Source organism: Paenarthrobacter sp. NPDC057355, from assembly GCF_042667405.1.
In the GTDB taxonomy this organism is placed as follows: domain Bacteria; phylum Actinomycetota; class Actinomycetes; order Actinomycetales; family Micrococcaceae; genus Arthrobacter.
This window is the reverse complement of the sequence record NZ_JBHVAL010000001.1, coordinates 376,284-389,730: the sequence shown is the minus strand read 5'-3', so window position 1 is coordinate 389,730 and position 13,447 is coordinate 376,284. Positions and strand designations below refer to the sequence as shown.

Below are 13,447 nucleotides of genomic sequence, written 5' to 3'. Positions count from 1 at the left end.
TTTGGCCGTCCCGTAGTCCGGAGTCAGAGGTATTCGCCTCCGCGTTCACGCGCGATTTCCAAAAGAGTGGTGTGGAACGCCACCTCTGCCGGCGCATAAACCTTGTCCTGGCGTTGCGCCAGCAGCACCCGGCGAAGCGGGGCGGCCGAGCCGAGGCCCAGTACCCTGACGTCGGGGTGCTGCAGGGCCACTGCCGTCTTCGGAACCATGGCAACCCCCATCCCAACGCTGACCATTGCCTGCGCTTCCTGGTAGTCGTTGGCCAGGAAGCCGATGGTCGGTTCAAAGCCGGCGTCATGCGCAGAGCGCTGAAGAACTTCCACTACGGGATGGGCTTCAGCGCGCACAATCCACGATTCCTTGCGAAGCTCACTCATGGACACCTCGGCACGCTCTGCCAGAGGATGACCCTTGGCCACCAGGATGACAGTACTCTCCTGGAAAACCTCAGTGGTCCTGATCGACTCGTCCTCGAAGCGGTTCCAGGGGTAGTCCCACAGCAGACATAGACCGGTAACGCCCGACTCCAGGTCCGAGACCAACTCATCGAACCGGGCGCTGCGTACCGACAAGCCGATGGCCGGGTAGCGCTTTTTGAAGGCGCGGATGACGACCGGCAGAAAAGAGCCCGCCAGGGTAGGAAAGGTGCCGATCGTCAGCGAACCCCGCCGGAGGCCCGCGATCTGGTCCACATCGGATTGGGCTGCACGGATCTGTCCCAATATCTTGCGCGCGTGGCCGGCCAGTACCTGTCCGGCCTCCGTGGGGGCTACTCCGCGGGAGCGTCGGTTCAGGAGCGGCTGGCCAACCTCTTGTTCGAGTTTGCGCAGTTGCTGCGACACCGCGGACGGTGTGTACATCATCGTGTCAGCCGCTGCGGTGATCGAACCCTGCTCCACCACTTCGACCAGGAGTGCCAGCCGACGGATGTCGTATAAATTTTGGGATTCATCGTTAAGCATTTCTGCACCCTTCTGCTGGTTTGGTTAATCCTATACATGGAGCACGGGATATCAAGCCTCATCCCACTCCTGCAGCCCCTTCAACGATTCGCACTAGCATCATTTTGCCTGCCCAGCTCTGTGATTTAAGCGTTGCTACACCCTCTTTCATTTATTGCACATTGTCTTCATGTGTGATCCGGCTCATGCTGAATGAAGAGCCCGCCGGGAACGGCAGAAGGAGTGCAGGACTGATGAAGATTGAAGCAGAGTGGATGCGCGGAGGAACCAGCAAGTGCTGGGTCTTCGAGACCGAAAGTTTGAACGAAACCAGCATTGACCTGGACCAGCTGCTGCCCCGCCTTTTCGGTAGTCCCGATTCCCGGCAAATCGATGGGGTGGGCGGTGCGACATCCACCACCAGCAAGGCAATGATCCTGCGACGCCCGTCAGATCCTTCCGTCGACGTAGAGTTCACCTTCGCCCAAGTAGGCATCGAGGAAGCCACGGTCGACTGGGGCAGCAACTGCGGAAACTGCTCGGCAGTAGTAGGTCTCTACGCCATCGAAAAGGGCTGGGTCACCCCCCAGGGTGACGTCACGCGGATTGTCACCCGTAATACCAACACAGACCAGCTCATCATCCAGCAGGTCGCAACACCATCCGGGGCCCTGCCGATCGTCCCGGATGCGCAAATGCCAGGCGTAGCCTTTCCCGGATTCAAGGTAGGTCTCGGCTTTAAGGATCCTGCAGGCAAAACGACCGGACAGCTGCTCCCCACCGGCGCAGCAAGCGAGACCGTCCTGGCCGCCGGAAAGTCCTGGACGGTATCGATGGTGGACGCCGGGGCTCCTGTAGTTATCGTCCGGGCCGAAGATCTCGGACTCGACACAGCCGACTACGACTCGTGGAAGGAAGGCGTGGAACAACACCTGGACACCCTGGACGTCATCCGCCGCCAGGGAGCAGTCCGGATGGGCATGGCCGAGACTCCAGGGCAGGCGGCCCGCGCCGTGCCGAAGCTGGCCATCGTCGGCCCGCCAAGCGGCATGAACCTCTACTCCGATGTCAACGTCATGATGCTTTCCATGGGCAAGCCGCATCCGGCCTTGGCTATTACCGGAAGCATCGCCCTGACGCTTGCCGCGCGGACGCCGGGCACCGTGCTCAACCGCATCACAGGCGAAGCGGCCCGTGGAGCGCTGAAACTGATGACACCAGCCGGTGTCATCGAAACCTGGAGCGAGGAGCACCACGGTTCCATTCTTGTCGGCGTCGATCGGACAGCCCGGACCATCGCCACCAGCACCATTCACCTCCCCGAGACTCTCGGCAACGCCGTCGAAGCCTCACTGGAAACAGCCACTCGATGAGGAGAGAACACCATGGCTAAGACTATTTACCAACCAACACCCGAGGCAGATAGCGACATACGGGACGAAGGTTCGAGGCGACCCGCCGCGCGCCGCCTTATCCTGCTGGTAACGGTTGCCGCTTCCGTCATCCTGGGTCTGCTCGCCATCCTGTTCGGGGGTGCCATCTTCAACCCGGCGGCCACCCCGGAATCGGAGCCAACCATGACCGCCACGCAGATCATCCCCTTGGTCATTCTGGTGGTGATGTTCGTCGTCGCCACCAAGTGGCCGCTCAACATCGGCGTGATGGGGCTGGTGGCTTCCTTCGGCGTTGGCTATTTTGTCCTCGGCATGACGGACAAGCAGATTCTCGAAGACTTCCCGGCAAGCATCGTCCTGACCATCATTGGCGTCACCTACTTCTTCAGCATGGCGCAGCGGAATGGTTCCATTGACATCATCGTCCAAAGTTGCGTCAGGATGGTCAGGGGCAAGACCATGCTGCTGCCGTGGGTCTTTTTCCTTATGGCCGCGGGCCTCACCGCACTGGGCACGTTCAGCCCGGCCGCCGTTGCGCTGCTGGCACCCGCCGCGCTGGGCCTTGCCTACGAATCCCGCATCCATCCCGTCCTCATGGGCGCTTTCGTCATCAACGGAGCACACGCCGGCGGTTTCTCTCCCTTGTCCGTTGCGGGCGTCCTGGTCCACGACATTGCACACAAGAACGATTTCCCCATTGACCAAGGAGCATTGTTCCTGGCCAGCTTCGCCCTGAACTTCATCCTGTCGGCCCTGACAATCGTGCTCTTCGCCCTTACGGGCAAGCTTCGCGACAAGCACTCCAACGAGTACGCCAGCCTCGATACGGCCCGTGTGGGACTTCCCAGCAGACAGCAGTTCCTGACCTTGGCGCTCATCCTGGCGATCCTCGTATGCACCCTCGGCTTCCGCATGCCGATCGGCTTCGTGGCCCTCTCGGCCGGTCTGCTGTTGGCCCTTGTCAACATCAAGGAGCACAAGACCTTTATTGGCGGTATTTCCTGGTCCACTGTCCTGCTGGTGGCCGGCATGATCACGTACGTTTCCTTGCTCCAGCACGTTGGCGTCATTGACACCCTCGCGGAGATGGCACTTGCACTGGGCGCGCCGCTGCTGATCGCCCTGGTCCTCTGTTACGTTATCGGCGTGGGTTCGGCCTTCGCGTCGTCCACTGCCCTCCTCACTGCCTTCATCCCTCTGGCCGGTCCGCTGCTGGCGACAAGTTCACTCAGCGCCTCAGGCACGGTGGCGGCCCTGGCAATCGCGGCAACTGTAGTAGATGTATCGCCCTTCTCCACTGATGGAGCATTGGTGGTAGCCAATGCCCGCGACGAGGACCGCCAGCGGGTCTACAAGCAGCTCATGGCCTACGCAGGCGGGGTAGTTCTCGTGGCACCGGCCTTGGCTTGGGCACTCCTGGTCCCCACCGGAATCATGTAAGCGGCGCCGTACCAGCGCAGCTTGGGCAGGGTCACCACACGGAGGCCCTGCCCAAGTCATGTCCAGGGCAGGAGACGAGGGGAACGCTGAAGAACCTTGCTCAGTCTTCCCGTGCCCGCCGGGTGGCAGCTTCATTGGCCTTCTGCAGCGCCTTCACGAGCTCGTCCTTGCTCATTTTCGAACGGCCTTTGACCCCGAGCTCCTGGGCCCTCTTGTAGAGATGTTCCTTGGAAGCGTTGGCATTTACTCCCCCGGCTGCCGGCGAGGTTGAGTCCACGCCTTCCTCGGCGCGCGCATCGGAAGGACCGCGCTCCTCCTTGGGTTCCCAGTGGTCCCCGACTTTTTCGTAACTGTGCTTCAAGGAAGCAAACGCTGTGCGTGCCGCGCGGCTGGAATCGTTGTCGTAGGATTCCATCGCCGAATCATAGGTCTTGGCGAACGTGTCCTGGGCCTTCTGCTCCGAACGCTGCAATGTCGACGGCAGTTCGTCCTTGCGGGCGTGATCATTCTTCCCGGTCTTGGGCATGACGCCTCCAACTATCGGGCCCATACAGGCTGGGCCGTTTCAATTAGCTAAGCATGCTGAGTACTTTGGAACAAGGCTCCACCGCCATCGCCAGCCGGAGTCCGTCCGAAAAGGCCGAAACCCACGCGCATTCGGTCGTTCCGTCATCCATTGCGGGCGTTTTGACCATAGGGAACTGACACTCCAGGGACGGAGGCTTGAGGGACAGCATTATGGCCCCCATCAAGGAGAAACAAGTGATTACATACAACCTGGCCCTGATCGGCTTCGGAGGCGTCAATCGAGCCCTGGCAGAACTGATCCGCGACGAGCCGGGCCGGTTCTCTTCCCTCGGGTTCGAGCTTAGGGTCGTTGCCATTACCGACCTCGCTTTTGGCTCCCTCGTACAGCGCGAGGGAATCGATCTGGCCGCCGTTCTGGCCATGCCCCGCGGGCACTCCTTCAACGACCTCCCCGGGGGAAGTGCCGACCCCCGCAATGAAGAGGTCATCAAAAACAGTCCGGCGGACATCGTGGTGGAGGCCACCTTTACCAGCCCAATCGACGGCGAACCCGCCGTATCCCACGTCAAGTGGGCCCTGGAAGCCGGCAAGCATGTGGTGACGACGAACAAAGGCCCAGTGGCACTGCAGGGCCTGGAGCTGGGCAAGCTTGCCTCCAGCAACGGCGTCGTCTTCGAGTATGAAGGCGCTGTCATGAGTGGCACCCCCGTTATCCGGCTTGCCCACAAGGTGTTCGCCGGGCTGGAGCTGACCGCGGTCCAAGGGATCCTGAACGGCACCAGCAACTATGTCCTTGGACGGATGGAGGCCGGGTTGGGCCTTGACCAAGCCATCGCCGAGGCCCAAGCACTGGGCTACGCCGAAGCTGACCCGACGGCGGACATCGGTGGCTCGGACGTTCGCCTGAAAGTCGCAATCCTCGCGAACGAACTGCTGGGCACGGAGATCCATCCCGATGACGTTGAAACCACCGGCATCCAGGACATTACCGGCGACGACGTCAACGAGGCCATGGCAAACGGTTTCCGCTGGAAGCTGATCGGCGAAGCACGGCGCGAAGCTGATGGCCGCGTCATCGCCGTCGTCCAGCCCGTTGCCTTGCCGGCCGCGCACCCGCTTGCCGGTATCTCCGGGGCAACCAATGCGGTGTCGTTCACTACCGATCTCCTGGGCACGGTTACAGTATCCGGTCCCGGCGCGGGTCGCGTGGAGACCGCCTACGCACTTGTTTCAGACATCATTGCCGTCCACGAATTCGCCAAAGGAGCCGTCCGTGCCTGAAACAGCAACAGTGGAACCAATGACCAGGACCTCTGAACCGCTGGTGGTGTACAACAAGTACGACGGCGGCGAGCTGGCAACGCTGGCGCAGTGCAGTGAGGCGGAGGTACAGGTGGAACTCCTCAACGCCGCTTCCGCGGCTCCCGCCGCAGCGGCCATGCCACGCCACGAACGCGGCCGGATCCTCGACGATGCTGCCGGCCTGCTTCAGCAACGGGCGGAGACTGCCGCTGAACTGATCGTCGCGGAGGCTGGGAAAACCATCAGGCAGGCCCGCAAGGAGGTCTCCCGGGCCGTCAATACGCTGAGACTTTCGGCCGCCGAAACCCGCCGGAACGCCGGCGAAGTGGTGCCCTTCGATTCATTCGCCGGTTCGGAAAACCGCCACGGGTGGTTTACCCGTGAGCCCCTTGGACTGATAGCGGCCATCACACCGTACAACGATCCCTTGAACCTCGTCGCCCACAAGCTCGGTCCTGCCATCGCCGCGGGCAACACCGTGATCCTCAAGCCGTCCCAGCTGTCCCCTTTGGCGGCCACGTTCCTGGTTGACCTGTTGCGGGAAGCCGGGCTCCCTGCGGAATTCATCACGGTGGTTCTCGGGGACCGCTCCGTTGCGCAGGCCATCATTTCGTCCAGGCTTGTCCGGATGGTTTCCTTCACCGGCGGATTCGCTACCGGCCAAGCCATCGCCGCGAATGCGGGGATCAAGAGGCTGTCCATGGAACTGGGCGGCAATGCGCCCGTCATCGTCTTCGACGACGCAAACCTTCGCGACGCCGTCGAGGCCTGTGTCTCCGGCTCCTTCTGGGCGGCTGGCCAGAACTGTATCGGTGCCCAGCGCATCCTGGTGCAGCGGGCGATCTTCGAGACCTTCCTGGAATCATTCGTTAGCCGGACTGCCGCCTTGAAGTGCGGTGATCCACGCCTGGAGCAGACCGACGTCGGACCCATGATCAGTGCCGCCTCCGCTGCCGAGGCAAAACGCAAAATCGATGACGCCGTGGCCGCGGGCGCGCGACTGCTGGCCGGAGGCGCGCTTCACGGCGCCATCCTTACACCTGCGGTGCTCACCAACGTGCCCCGCAGCTGCCAAGCGTGGACTGAAGAACTGTTCGCCCCGGTGGTGCTGATTGAGCCTTTCGACGCCGATGAGGAAGCCATCATGCTTGCCAATGACAGCGAGTATGCACTTCAGGCCGGTGTGTTCACCAAGGACCTCAACCGTGCCCTCGCAACAGCCAAAGCCATCGACGCCGGGGGTGTCATCATCAACGATTCCTCCGACTACCGCCATGACGCCATGCCGTTCGGCGGCGCCAAGTACGGCAGCATGGGGCGCGAAGGAGTCCGTTTCGCCTACGAGGAAATGACCCAGCCCAAGGTCATAGCCATCACGTCGTGAGTACCTGGCCGTAGCGCGCCGAGGGCTACCTTCAGCGCAACGGCTGCCTGTCAATCACCGTCGAAAGCGACAACGCGGTGGTGATGTCCCGGACGCCCGGGAACTCCGAGACTTCACGCCAGATCTCGCGGATCCTCCCGGCGTCCGGCGCTTCGACCCGCACGATCAGGTCAAGCTCCCCACTGACAACATCGCACGTGGCGATCTCGGGGATGGCACGGAGCCCGGCAATGACGTCACTCCCACGCATCCTGTCGTGCCGCTGAATGAGGAGCACGGCATTGACCGTGGCGGCGCCGTCGGAAGCCGTCTCCGTGATCGTGTACCCCGTGATGTACCCGTCGCGCTCCATCCTTTCGATCCGCTGCCGCACGGCATTGCGGGACAGGAGCACCTTCCCGCCGAGCTGTGCCAGGCTGATGCGGGCATTGCGCCTCAGCTCGGCGAGAATCTGCTCATCGATCCCATCGCGTGGGCTATTGGGCACGTGTGCTCCTGACTCAGGAAGTTGGACATGTAGCGGCCACATCGCAACGGCAAGAGCCGCGACGACGGCGGATAACAACATATCCCATCGGGACAGGCCCGGTTTTCAGTGATGCAACTGCATCCGTTGAAGCACGGTGGCGGAGATCTCTTCCACGGACATGGAAGCGGAGTTAACGTACGGGATGTTGTTGGCCCGGTACATGTCCTCGGCATTCCGGAGTTCGAAAGTGCATTGGTTCAGCGATGCGTAGCTGCTGCCCGGCCGCCGTTCCTGGCGGATCTGGCTCAACCTGACCGGTTGCGACGTAAGGCCGAAGCACTTGTCTGCGAAGGGCAATAAGGGCTTCGGGAGCGCCAGGACTTCGAAATCCTCCTCGACCAGTGGGAAGTTGGCGGCCAGGATGCCATGTTGGAGGGCAAGATACATGGTGGTTGGCGTCTTGCCGCAGCGGGAGGGCGCGATGAGGATCAGCTCGGCGCGCTCCAGCGCACGCAGGGACTGGCCGTCGTCGTGTTCAATGGCATATTCGACGGCGGCCATGCGGGACTGGTAGCGGACCGCATCCCCCACCCCGTGGGCTTGGCCAGGCTTGCCGTTGGCCGCCGAGCCAAGGGTCTGCTCGAGTTGACCTATGTGCGTACCAAACAAATCGAAAAATTGCCCGCGGCTTTGGGACAACACGGCGCGGATGTCCTGTCCCACAGCAGTGGAGAAAATGATCGGCACGGGACCCGAGGCCGCCACCTTATCGATCACCGCGACCACCTCGCGTGCTTGCTCGATGGTGGTGATGAACGGGATGGTGCGGCGCTCGAGCCGTTGGCCGGGAAACTGGGTCAACAGGGTGTTGCCCAGTGTTTCTGCGGTGATCCCGGTGCTGTCCGAAAGAAAGAACACCGTGGGGGCGGGCGCGGCGCCTGCCCCCACGGTTGCCTGATCTGCCATCTAGACCGGCGTGCTGGTGGTGCGGGCCAGGCGCAACCAGGTCTCGGTTACGGCGTCGGGGTTCAGCGAAATCGAGCTGATGCCCTGTGCCAGCAGCCATTCGGCGAAGTCCGGATGGTCGCTGGGGCCCTGGCCGCAAATTCCCACGTAGCGACCCCTTGCCCGGCAGGCGGTAATGGCCAGCTCGAGGAGCTTGGTCACCGCCGGGTTGCGCTCGTCGAAGCCGTCAGCGACCAAGGCGGAGTCACGGTCAAGGCCCAGGGTGAGCTGGGTGAGGTCGTTTGACCCGATGGAGAACCCGTCGAAGTACTCCAGGAACTCATCAGCGAGGAGAGCGTTGGCGGGCAGTTCGCACATCATCACGATCTCCAGGCCGTTCTCGCCGCGGCGCAGCCCGTTGGCGGCGAGCAGGTCGATCACGCCGCTGGCCTCGTCCAGGGTACGCACGAAGGGGACCATAAGCTTGATGTTGGTCAGGCCCATCTCGTTGCGGACGTACTTCAGGGCCTCGCCCTCGAGTTCGAACGCTTGTCGGAAGGCCGCTGAGAGGTACCGGGAAGCTCCGCGGTACCCGATCATCGGGTTCTCTTCCTCCGGTTCGAAGGCCGGGCCGCCGATGAGGTTGGCGTATTCGTTGGACTTGAAGTCCGAGAGCCGGATGATCACCGGTTCAGGGGCGAACGCCGCGGCGATGGTCGAAATACCCTCGGCCAAACGCCTGACGTAGTAGTCGCGCGGGCCGTCGTAGGCCGCGGTTTTCTCCTGGATCTGGCGGACGGTGTAGTCATCCAGGCTTGCTGGGCGTTCCATCTCTCCGGCCACAGCCAACAAGGCGTTGGGGTGGACACCAATTTGCCGGTTGATGATGAACTCCAGGCGGGCCAGGCCCACGCCGTGGTTGGGGAGCTTGGCGAAGCTGAAGGCCTGCTCAGGGGTTCCGACGTTCATCATGATCTTCACGGGAGCTTCAGGCATGGTGTCAAGGCTGGTTTCCTGCAGCGAGTACTCCAGCAGCCCCTCGTACACGAGCCCGGCTTCACCCTCGGCGCAGGACACCGTGACAGGCGTACCGTCCTTAAGGATCTGGGACGCGTACCCGGTACCGACGACGGCGGGGATGCCCAGTTCGCGGGCGATGATCGCCGCGTGGCAGGTCCGTCCGCCTCGGTCGGTGACAATCGCGGCGGCCTTCTTCATGATCGGTTCCCAGTCAGGGTCGGTCATGTTGGCCACCAGGACATCGCCCTCCTGGAACGAGGCCATCTGATCAATCGAGGACAGAACCCGGACCTGGCCGGCTCCGATGCGCTGGCCGATCGCGCGGCCTTCCACCAGCACCGTCGAACGCTCGGTCAGCGTGTAGCGGGAGGTTACTCCGGCGGCTTTGCGGGACTCTACGGTTTCCGGCCGGGCCTGCAGGATGTACAACTCCCCGTCCACTCCGTCCTTGCCCCATTCGATGTCCATGGGACGCCCGTAGTGGCTCTCGATAGCGACGGCGTGGCGCGCAAGCTGCTCGACCTCGGCATCACTGAGGCTGAAACAGCTCCGCGACTCCTGCGGCACGGGGATGAAGTCGACGGTCCTGCCAACCTCGTCGGAATCCGTGTACACCATCTGCACGGCTTTCTCACCCAAGCCGCGCTTGAGCACCGCCGGGCGTCCAGCAGCCAAGGCAGGCTTGTAGACGTAGAACTCATCGGGGTTCACAGCACCCTGGACCACGGCTTCACCAAGGCCATAAGAGGAAGTGATGAACACCGCGTCCGTAAAGCCGGTCTCGGTGTCCATAGTGAACATCACGCCAGAGGCGCCGACGTCGGAGCGCACCATCCGCTGCACACCTGCCGACAGCGCCACTTCCGAGTGCGTGAAACCGTGGTGCACGCGGTAGGCGATCGCCCGGTCGTTGTACAGGGACGCGAAAACGTCCTTGATCGCGTGCAGGATATTTTCAATCCCGCGGATGTTCAGGAAGGTCTCCTGCTGTCCGGCAAAGGAAGCATCGGGAAGGTCCTCGGCCGTAGCACTGGAACGAACCGCCCAGGACACATTCCCGCCGTGCTCCTCGGTGAGACGCTGGTACGCCGAACGGATTTCCTCTTCGAACCCGGCCGGGAACGGCGTATCACGGATCAGGGAGCGGATCTCGCCGCCAACCTTGGCCAGGGCGGCCACATCGCCGCTGTCAAGACCCTCCAAAATGCTTTCAATCCGGGTATCAAGGCCCGACTCCGCCAGGAACCGGCGGTAGGCGTCCGCCGTCGTCGCGAATCCGCCCGGAACTTTCACCCCCGCAGAGGCGAGGTTTCGCACCATCTCACCAAGTGAAGCGTTTTTGCCTCCGACCTGGTCAAGGTCGGACAGGCCAAGCTCCGAAAACCAAAGAACGTTAGTCATAAATTGTGTCCTCCATTGGGCACGCTCTGACAAGCGCTGAAAAAAACTAGGTCTTGCAAGGATCAGGGCCAGAGGAGCAGGATGCAAACAAATGTGATTCTTGCAACAGTCCAGCGACATTCAAGGGTGCCCACATGGACTTGACTTGACGGGGCGGCGTCCAGAGCTTCATTCGATACTGTAAGCAGATGCTCATCGAAATTGCTGCCGCTGAAGGCACTGCCGAGGCCTTGCTTGTCCGACCATCCAGTGGGGATGGCGTGTTCCCCGGAGTGGTCTTCTACATGGATGCCTTCGGTGTACGGCCCCGTATTGAAGAGATGGCCCAACGCATTGCGGACTGGGGGTATGTAGTGCTGGTCCCGAACGTCTTCTACCGGGAGGGTTCCATTGCCGAGCTCGCTCCCGCAGGCGACATGACCACCACCGCGGGAAGGGAAGCCGCCGGCAAGGATGCTTTTCCACGGGTCGGTCGCCTGACATCGGACAAGGCACTGCCCGATATCGAGGCATGGGTCACCACAATCACAGGGACGGACGGTGTGGCGCGCGGGCCCATCGGGACCACTGGGTACTGCATGGGTGCGCGTTTGGCCGTCCGCACCGCCACTTCACACCCGCAGCTGGTTGCGGCATGTGGCGGCTTCCACGGAGGCGGCCTCGCGACCGACGCTGCAGACAGCCCCCACCTGGGCCTGTCCGACGCCTGTGCCCGGTTCGTCTTCGGGCACGCCGACCATGATCCCGGCATGGCCCCCGAGGCGGTCGCGCGGCTTGGTGCCGCTTTGGATGATGCCGGGCTCAAGGCCTCCAACGAAATTTATGCCGGGGCGCCGCATGGCTACTCAATGGCTGACACGTCCGCCTACCATCCCCAAGCCACGGAGCGGCACTTCGAAGAACTGCGGGCCCTGCTCGATGACACACTCAAGGGTTGAATCATTTGCAGCCCGTGCACCCTGGCAACACTGCGCAACTTGCGGAGCACCTGCGCCGCAGTGCCACATCGGGAACCCGCCTGATCATTGGACTTGCCGGTCCACCGGGTGCTGGCAAGTCCACCATTGCCGAAGGCCTCAGCCGGCACCTTGGGCAGGAATGCGCCATCGTGCCCATGGACGGCTTCCACTTGGCAAACACCATTATTGAGGGTACGGAACTCAGGGAACGAAAAGGCGCCATCGATACGTTCGACGTCGGCGGTTACCTCTCGCTTCTGGCAAGACTTCGCCTCAATGAGGAAGATGTCGTCTACGCGCCGACATATCGTCGGGGACTTGAGGAGCCGATTGCGGCGTCCATTGCGGTGCCGAAGTCGATCGGGATTGTCATCACGGAAGGCAACTACTTGCTTGCAGACGTCGGGCCGTGGGGTCGGGTCCGCAGTTACCTGGACGAGGCCTGGTTCGTTGAACTCCCATCGGAAACCCGCATGTCACGGCTCATCCAACGGCACGTGGATTCAGGGATGGATCCTGCTGCGGCCGAGGCCTGGGCACAGGGACCTGATGAGGCCAACGCACGGTACGTCGAGTCGACGAAGGCCTCCGCTGATCTGATCATCAAGTATCCGTAAACGTGGTCAGGCCAGCCAGCGCCACCAGCGCGGCTGGACCGGCTCCGGCGTCGTACCGGGTTCCGGCTCCGGTTCCTCACCCAGGGCCAGTGCCGCCTCGACGATGTCCTCCGAGGTAAGGGTCATCACGGCCTCTCGGTCAAGCATGTCCAGGCTTTGCTTTTCGTCGCGGGACAAGCGCAGCGCCTGACGGTTAAGCGCCTGCTCGAACAATGTGCGCGCGAAGCGAGCGTTGCCCGAATCTTCCCCTGCGTGCAGGCCGGTGAGGATCCGGCGGAGCATCTGGTCCGCATCCGGTTCCAGTACGTACTCGTGCTGGGACAGCATCTGGTGGAAGATCGTGTCGAGCTCGTCCACGGAGTAGTCCGGAAACGTGATCTCCCGGGCAAAGCGGGAGCGCAGTCCGGGATTGGAGAGCAAAAAGGCTTCCATAAGGCGCGGGTAGCCGGCCACGATAACTACCAAGCGGTGCCGGTGATCCTCCATCCGCTTCAGCAGCACCTCGATCGCCTCGGGGCCAAAGTCCATCCGGCCTTCCTCCGGAGCCAGGGCGTAGGCCTCATCGATGAAGAGAACCCCATCCAGAGCTCGCCGGATCACGCGATCGGTCTTTATGGCTGTGGCCCCCACATATTGGCCCACCAGACCGGAGCGGTCCACCTCCACCAGGTGGCCCTTCTGCAGCAAACCCACCGCGCGATACATCTCTGCCAATAGCCGGGCCACCGTCGTTTTACCAGTACCAGGGTTTCCGAGGAACACCAGATGCTGGGACGTAGCCACTTCCGGCAGACCGTGCGACTTACGGCGTGCTTGGACCTGCAGCAGGGCAACCAAGGCGCGCACCTGTTCCTTGACTGTTTCGAGACCGACCAGCGCGTCGAGTTCGGCCTGCACCTCGGACAGCGGGCGGGTCGGACCCGGCCGGGCACCGACGAACTCGCCCATCAGGTCGTCCACCCGTTCGGTACCTTGAAGCTTGAGTTGATTGGCCAGATGACCGATTGTCTCGCGCAGGTCATCAAGCGGGTTACGGCCGGAAGCCAT

General features: G+C 62.4%; 12 protein-coding genes. 6 read left to right on the top strand and 6 right to left on the bottom strand.

Annotated elements, in window-relative coordinates; translation table 11 throughout:
• Window positions 1–23: 23 nt before the first annotated feature.
• Complete coding sequence (locus ACFUOZ_RS01810; RefSeq protein ID WP_377544097.1) at window positions 24–962, bottom strand: LysR substrate-binding domain-containing protein; 939 nt, start codon at window positions 960–962, stop codon at window positions 24–26.
• Window positions 963–1,195: 233 nt separating this feature from the next.
• On the opposite strand from ACFUOZ_RS01810, the gene ACFUOZ_RS01805 reads away from it, so the two are divergent.
• Window positions 1,196–2,314: a PrpF domain-containing protein gene (locus tag ACFUOZ_RS01805; RefSeq protein WP_377544095.1), complete on the top strand. Its 1,119-nt coding sequence runs from the start codon at window positions 1,196–1,198 to the stop codon at window positions 2,312–2,314.
• 12 nt (window positions 2,315–2,326) lie between these two features.
• Entirely contained in the window at window positions 2,327–3,775 is a 1,449-nt protein-coding gene (locus ACFUOZ_RS01800; protein WP_377544092.1) for an SLC13 family permease, read from the top strand.
• A gap of 100 nt (window positions 3,776–3,875) precedes the next feature.
• On the opposite strand, the gene ACFUOZ_RS01795 is transcribed toward ACFUOZ_RS01800, so the two are convergent.
• Complete coding sequence (locus tag ACFUOZ_RS01795; RefSeq protein ID WP_377544090.1) at window positions 3,876–4,301, bottom strand: ChaB family protein; 426 nt, start codon at window positions 4,299–4,301, stop codon at window positions 3,876–3,878.
• Between the two features lie 236 nt (window positions 4,302–4,537).
• On the opposite strand from ACFUOZ_RS01795, the gene ACFUOZ_RS01790 reads away from it, so the two are divergent.
• Together ACFUOZ_RS01790 and ACFUOZ_RS01785 are read left to right on the top strand one after the other, a co-directional pair.
• Entirely contained in the window at window positions 4,538–5,584 is a 1,047-nt protein-coding gene (locus ACFUOZ_RS01790) for a homoserine dehydrogenase (protein WP_377544087.1), read from the top strand.
• Window positions 5,577–6,989 carry an aldehyde dehydrogenase family protein gene (locus ACFUOZ_RS01785; RefSeq protein ID WP_377544084.1) on the top strand — a complete coding sequence of 471 codons (1,413 nt, stop codon included), beginning with the start codon at window positions 5,577–5,579 and terminating at the stop codon, window positions 6,987–6,989. Before ACFUOZ_RS01790 ends, ACFUOZ_RS01785 begins: the two co-directional genes overlap by 8 nt.
• A 31-nt stretch (window positions 6,990–7,020) precedes the next feature.
• Here ACFUOZ_RS01785 and ACFUOZ_RS01780 read toward each other — a convergent pair whose 3' ends face one another.
• The 3 genes from ACFUOZ_RS01780 to ppsA all read right to left on the bottom strand — a co-directional run bounded on the left by ACFUOZ_RS01780 (window position 7,021) and on the right by ppsA (window position 10,824).
• Complete coding sequence (locus ACFUOZ_RS01780; protein ID WP_377544081.1) at window positions 7,021–7,476, bottom strand: Lrp/AsnC family transcriptional regulator; 456 nt, start codon at window positions 7,474–7,476, stop codon at window positions 7,021–7,023.
• Between the two features lie 105 nt (window positions 7,477–7,581).
• The gene (locus ACFUOZ_RS01775) at window positions 7,582–8,424 is read right to left on the bottom strand and encodes a pyruvate, water dikinase regulatory protein (protein WP_377544078.1); all 843 of its coding nucleotides are present in this window, start codon (window positions 8,422–8,424) and stop codon (window positions 7,582–7,584) included.
• Complete coding sequence (gene ppsA, locus ACFUOZ_RS01770; RefSeq protein ID WP_377544075.1) at window positions 8,425–10,824, bottom strand: phosphoenolpyruvate synthase; 2,400 nt, start codon at window positions 10,822–10,824, stop codon at window positions 8,425–8,427.
• A 188-nt stretch (window positions 10,825–11,012) separates the two neighbouring features.
• Here ppsA and ACFUOZ_RS01765 point away from each other — a divergent pair, with 188 nt between their 5' ends.
• Together ACFUOZ_RS01765 and ACFUOZ_RS01760 are read left to right on the top strand one after the other, a co-directional pair.
• Window positions 11,013–11,762, top strand: coding sequence for a dienelactone hydrolase family protein (locus ACFUOZ_RS01765; RefSeq protein ID WP_377544072.1), 750 nt, complete (start codon window positions 11,013–11,015; stop codon window positions 11,760–11,762).
• Entirely contained in the window at window positions 11,759–12,400 is a 642-nt protein-coding gene (locus ACFUOZ_RS01760; protein WP_377544070.1) for a nucleoside/nucleotide kinase family protein, read from the top strand. The genes ACFUOZ_RS01765 and ACFUOZ_RS01760 overlap by 4 nt, the downstream gene beginning before the upstream one ends.
• A gap of 6 nt (window positions 12,401–12,406) precedes the next feature.
• Here the strand turns inward: ACFUOZ_RS01760 and ACFUOZ_RS01755 are convergent, their stop codons facing one another.
• Window positions 12,407–13,447 (bottom strand): AAA family ATPase, encoded by a 1,041-nt coding sequence (locus ACFUOZ_RS01755; protein WP_377544068.1) that lies wholly within the window; start codon window positions 13,445–13,447, stop codon window positions 12,407–12,409.

What these genes read in the sequence shown, in the direction of transcription:
- ACFUOZ_RS01755 (WP_377544068.1), bottom strand. Translation starts at nt 13,447, where the DNA reads ATGGCTTCCGGCCGTAACCCGCTTGATGACCTGCGCGAGACAATCGGT.
- ppsA (WP_377544075.1), bottom strand. Translation starts at nt 10,824, where the DNA reads ATGACTAACGTTCTTTGGTTTTCGGAGCTTGGCCTGTCCGACCTTGAC.
- ACFUOZ_RS01800 (WP_377544092.1), top strand. Translation starts at nt 2,327, where the DNA reads ATGGCTAAGACTATTTACCAACCAACACCCGAGGCAGATAGCGACATA.
- ACFUOZ_RS01810 (WP_377544097.1), bottom strand. Translation starts at nt 962, where the DNA reads ATGCTTAACGATGAATCCCAAAATTTATACGACATCCGTCGGCTGGCA.
- ACFUOZ_RS01765 (WP_377544072.1), top strand. Translation starts at nt 11,013, where the DNA reads ATGCTCATCGAAATTGCTGCCGCTGAAGGCACTGCCGAGGCCTTGCTT.
- ACFUOZ_RS01805 (WP_377544095.1), top strand. Translation starts at nt 1,196, where the DNA reads ATGAAGATTGAAGCAGAGTGGATGCGCGGAGGAACCAGCAAGTGCTGG.
- ACFUOZ_RS01775 (WP_377544078.1), bottom strand. Translation starts at nt 8,424, where the DNA reads ATGGCAGATCAGGCAACCGTGGGGGCAGGCGCCGCGCCCGCCCCCACG.
- ACFUOZ_RS01795 (WP_377544090.1), bottom strand. Translation starts at nt 4,301, where the DNA reads ATGCCCAAGACCGGGAAGAATGATCACGCCCGCAAGGACGAACTGCCG.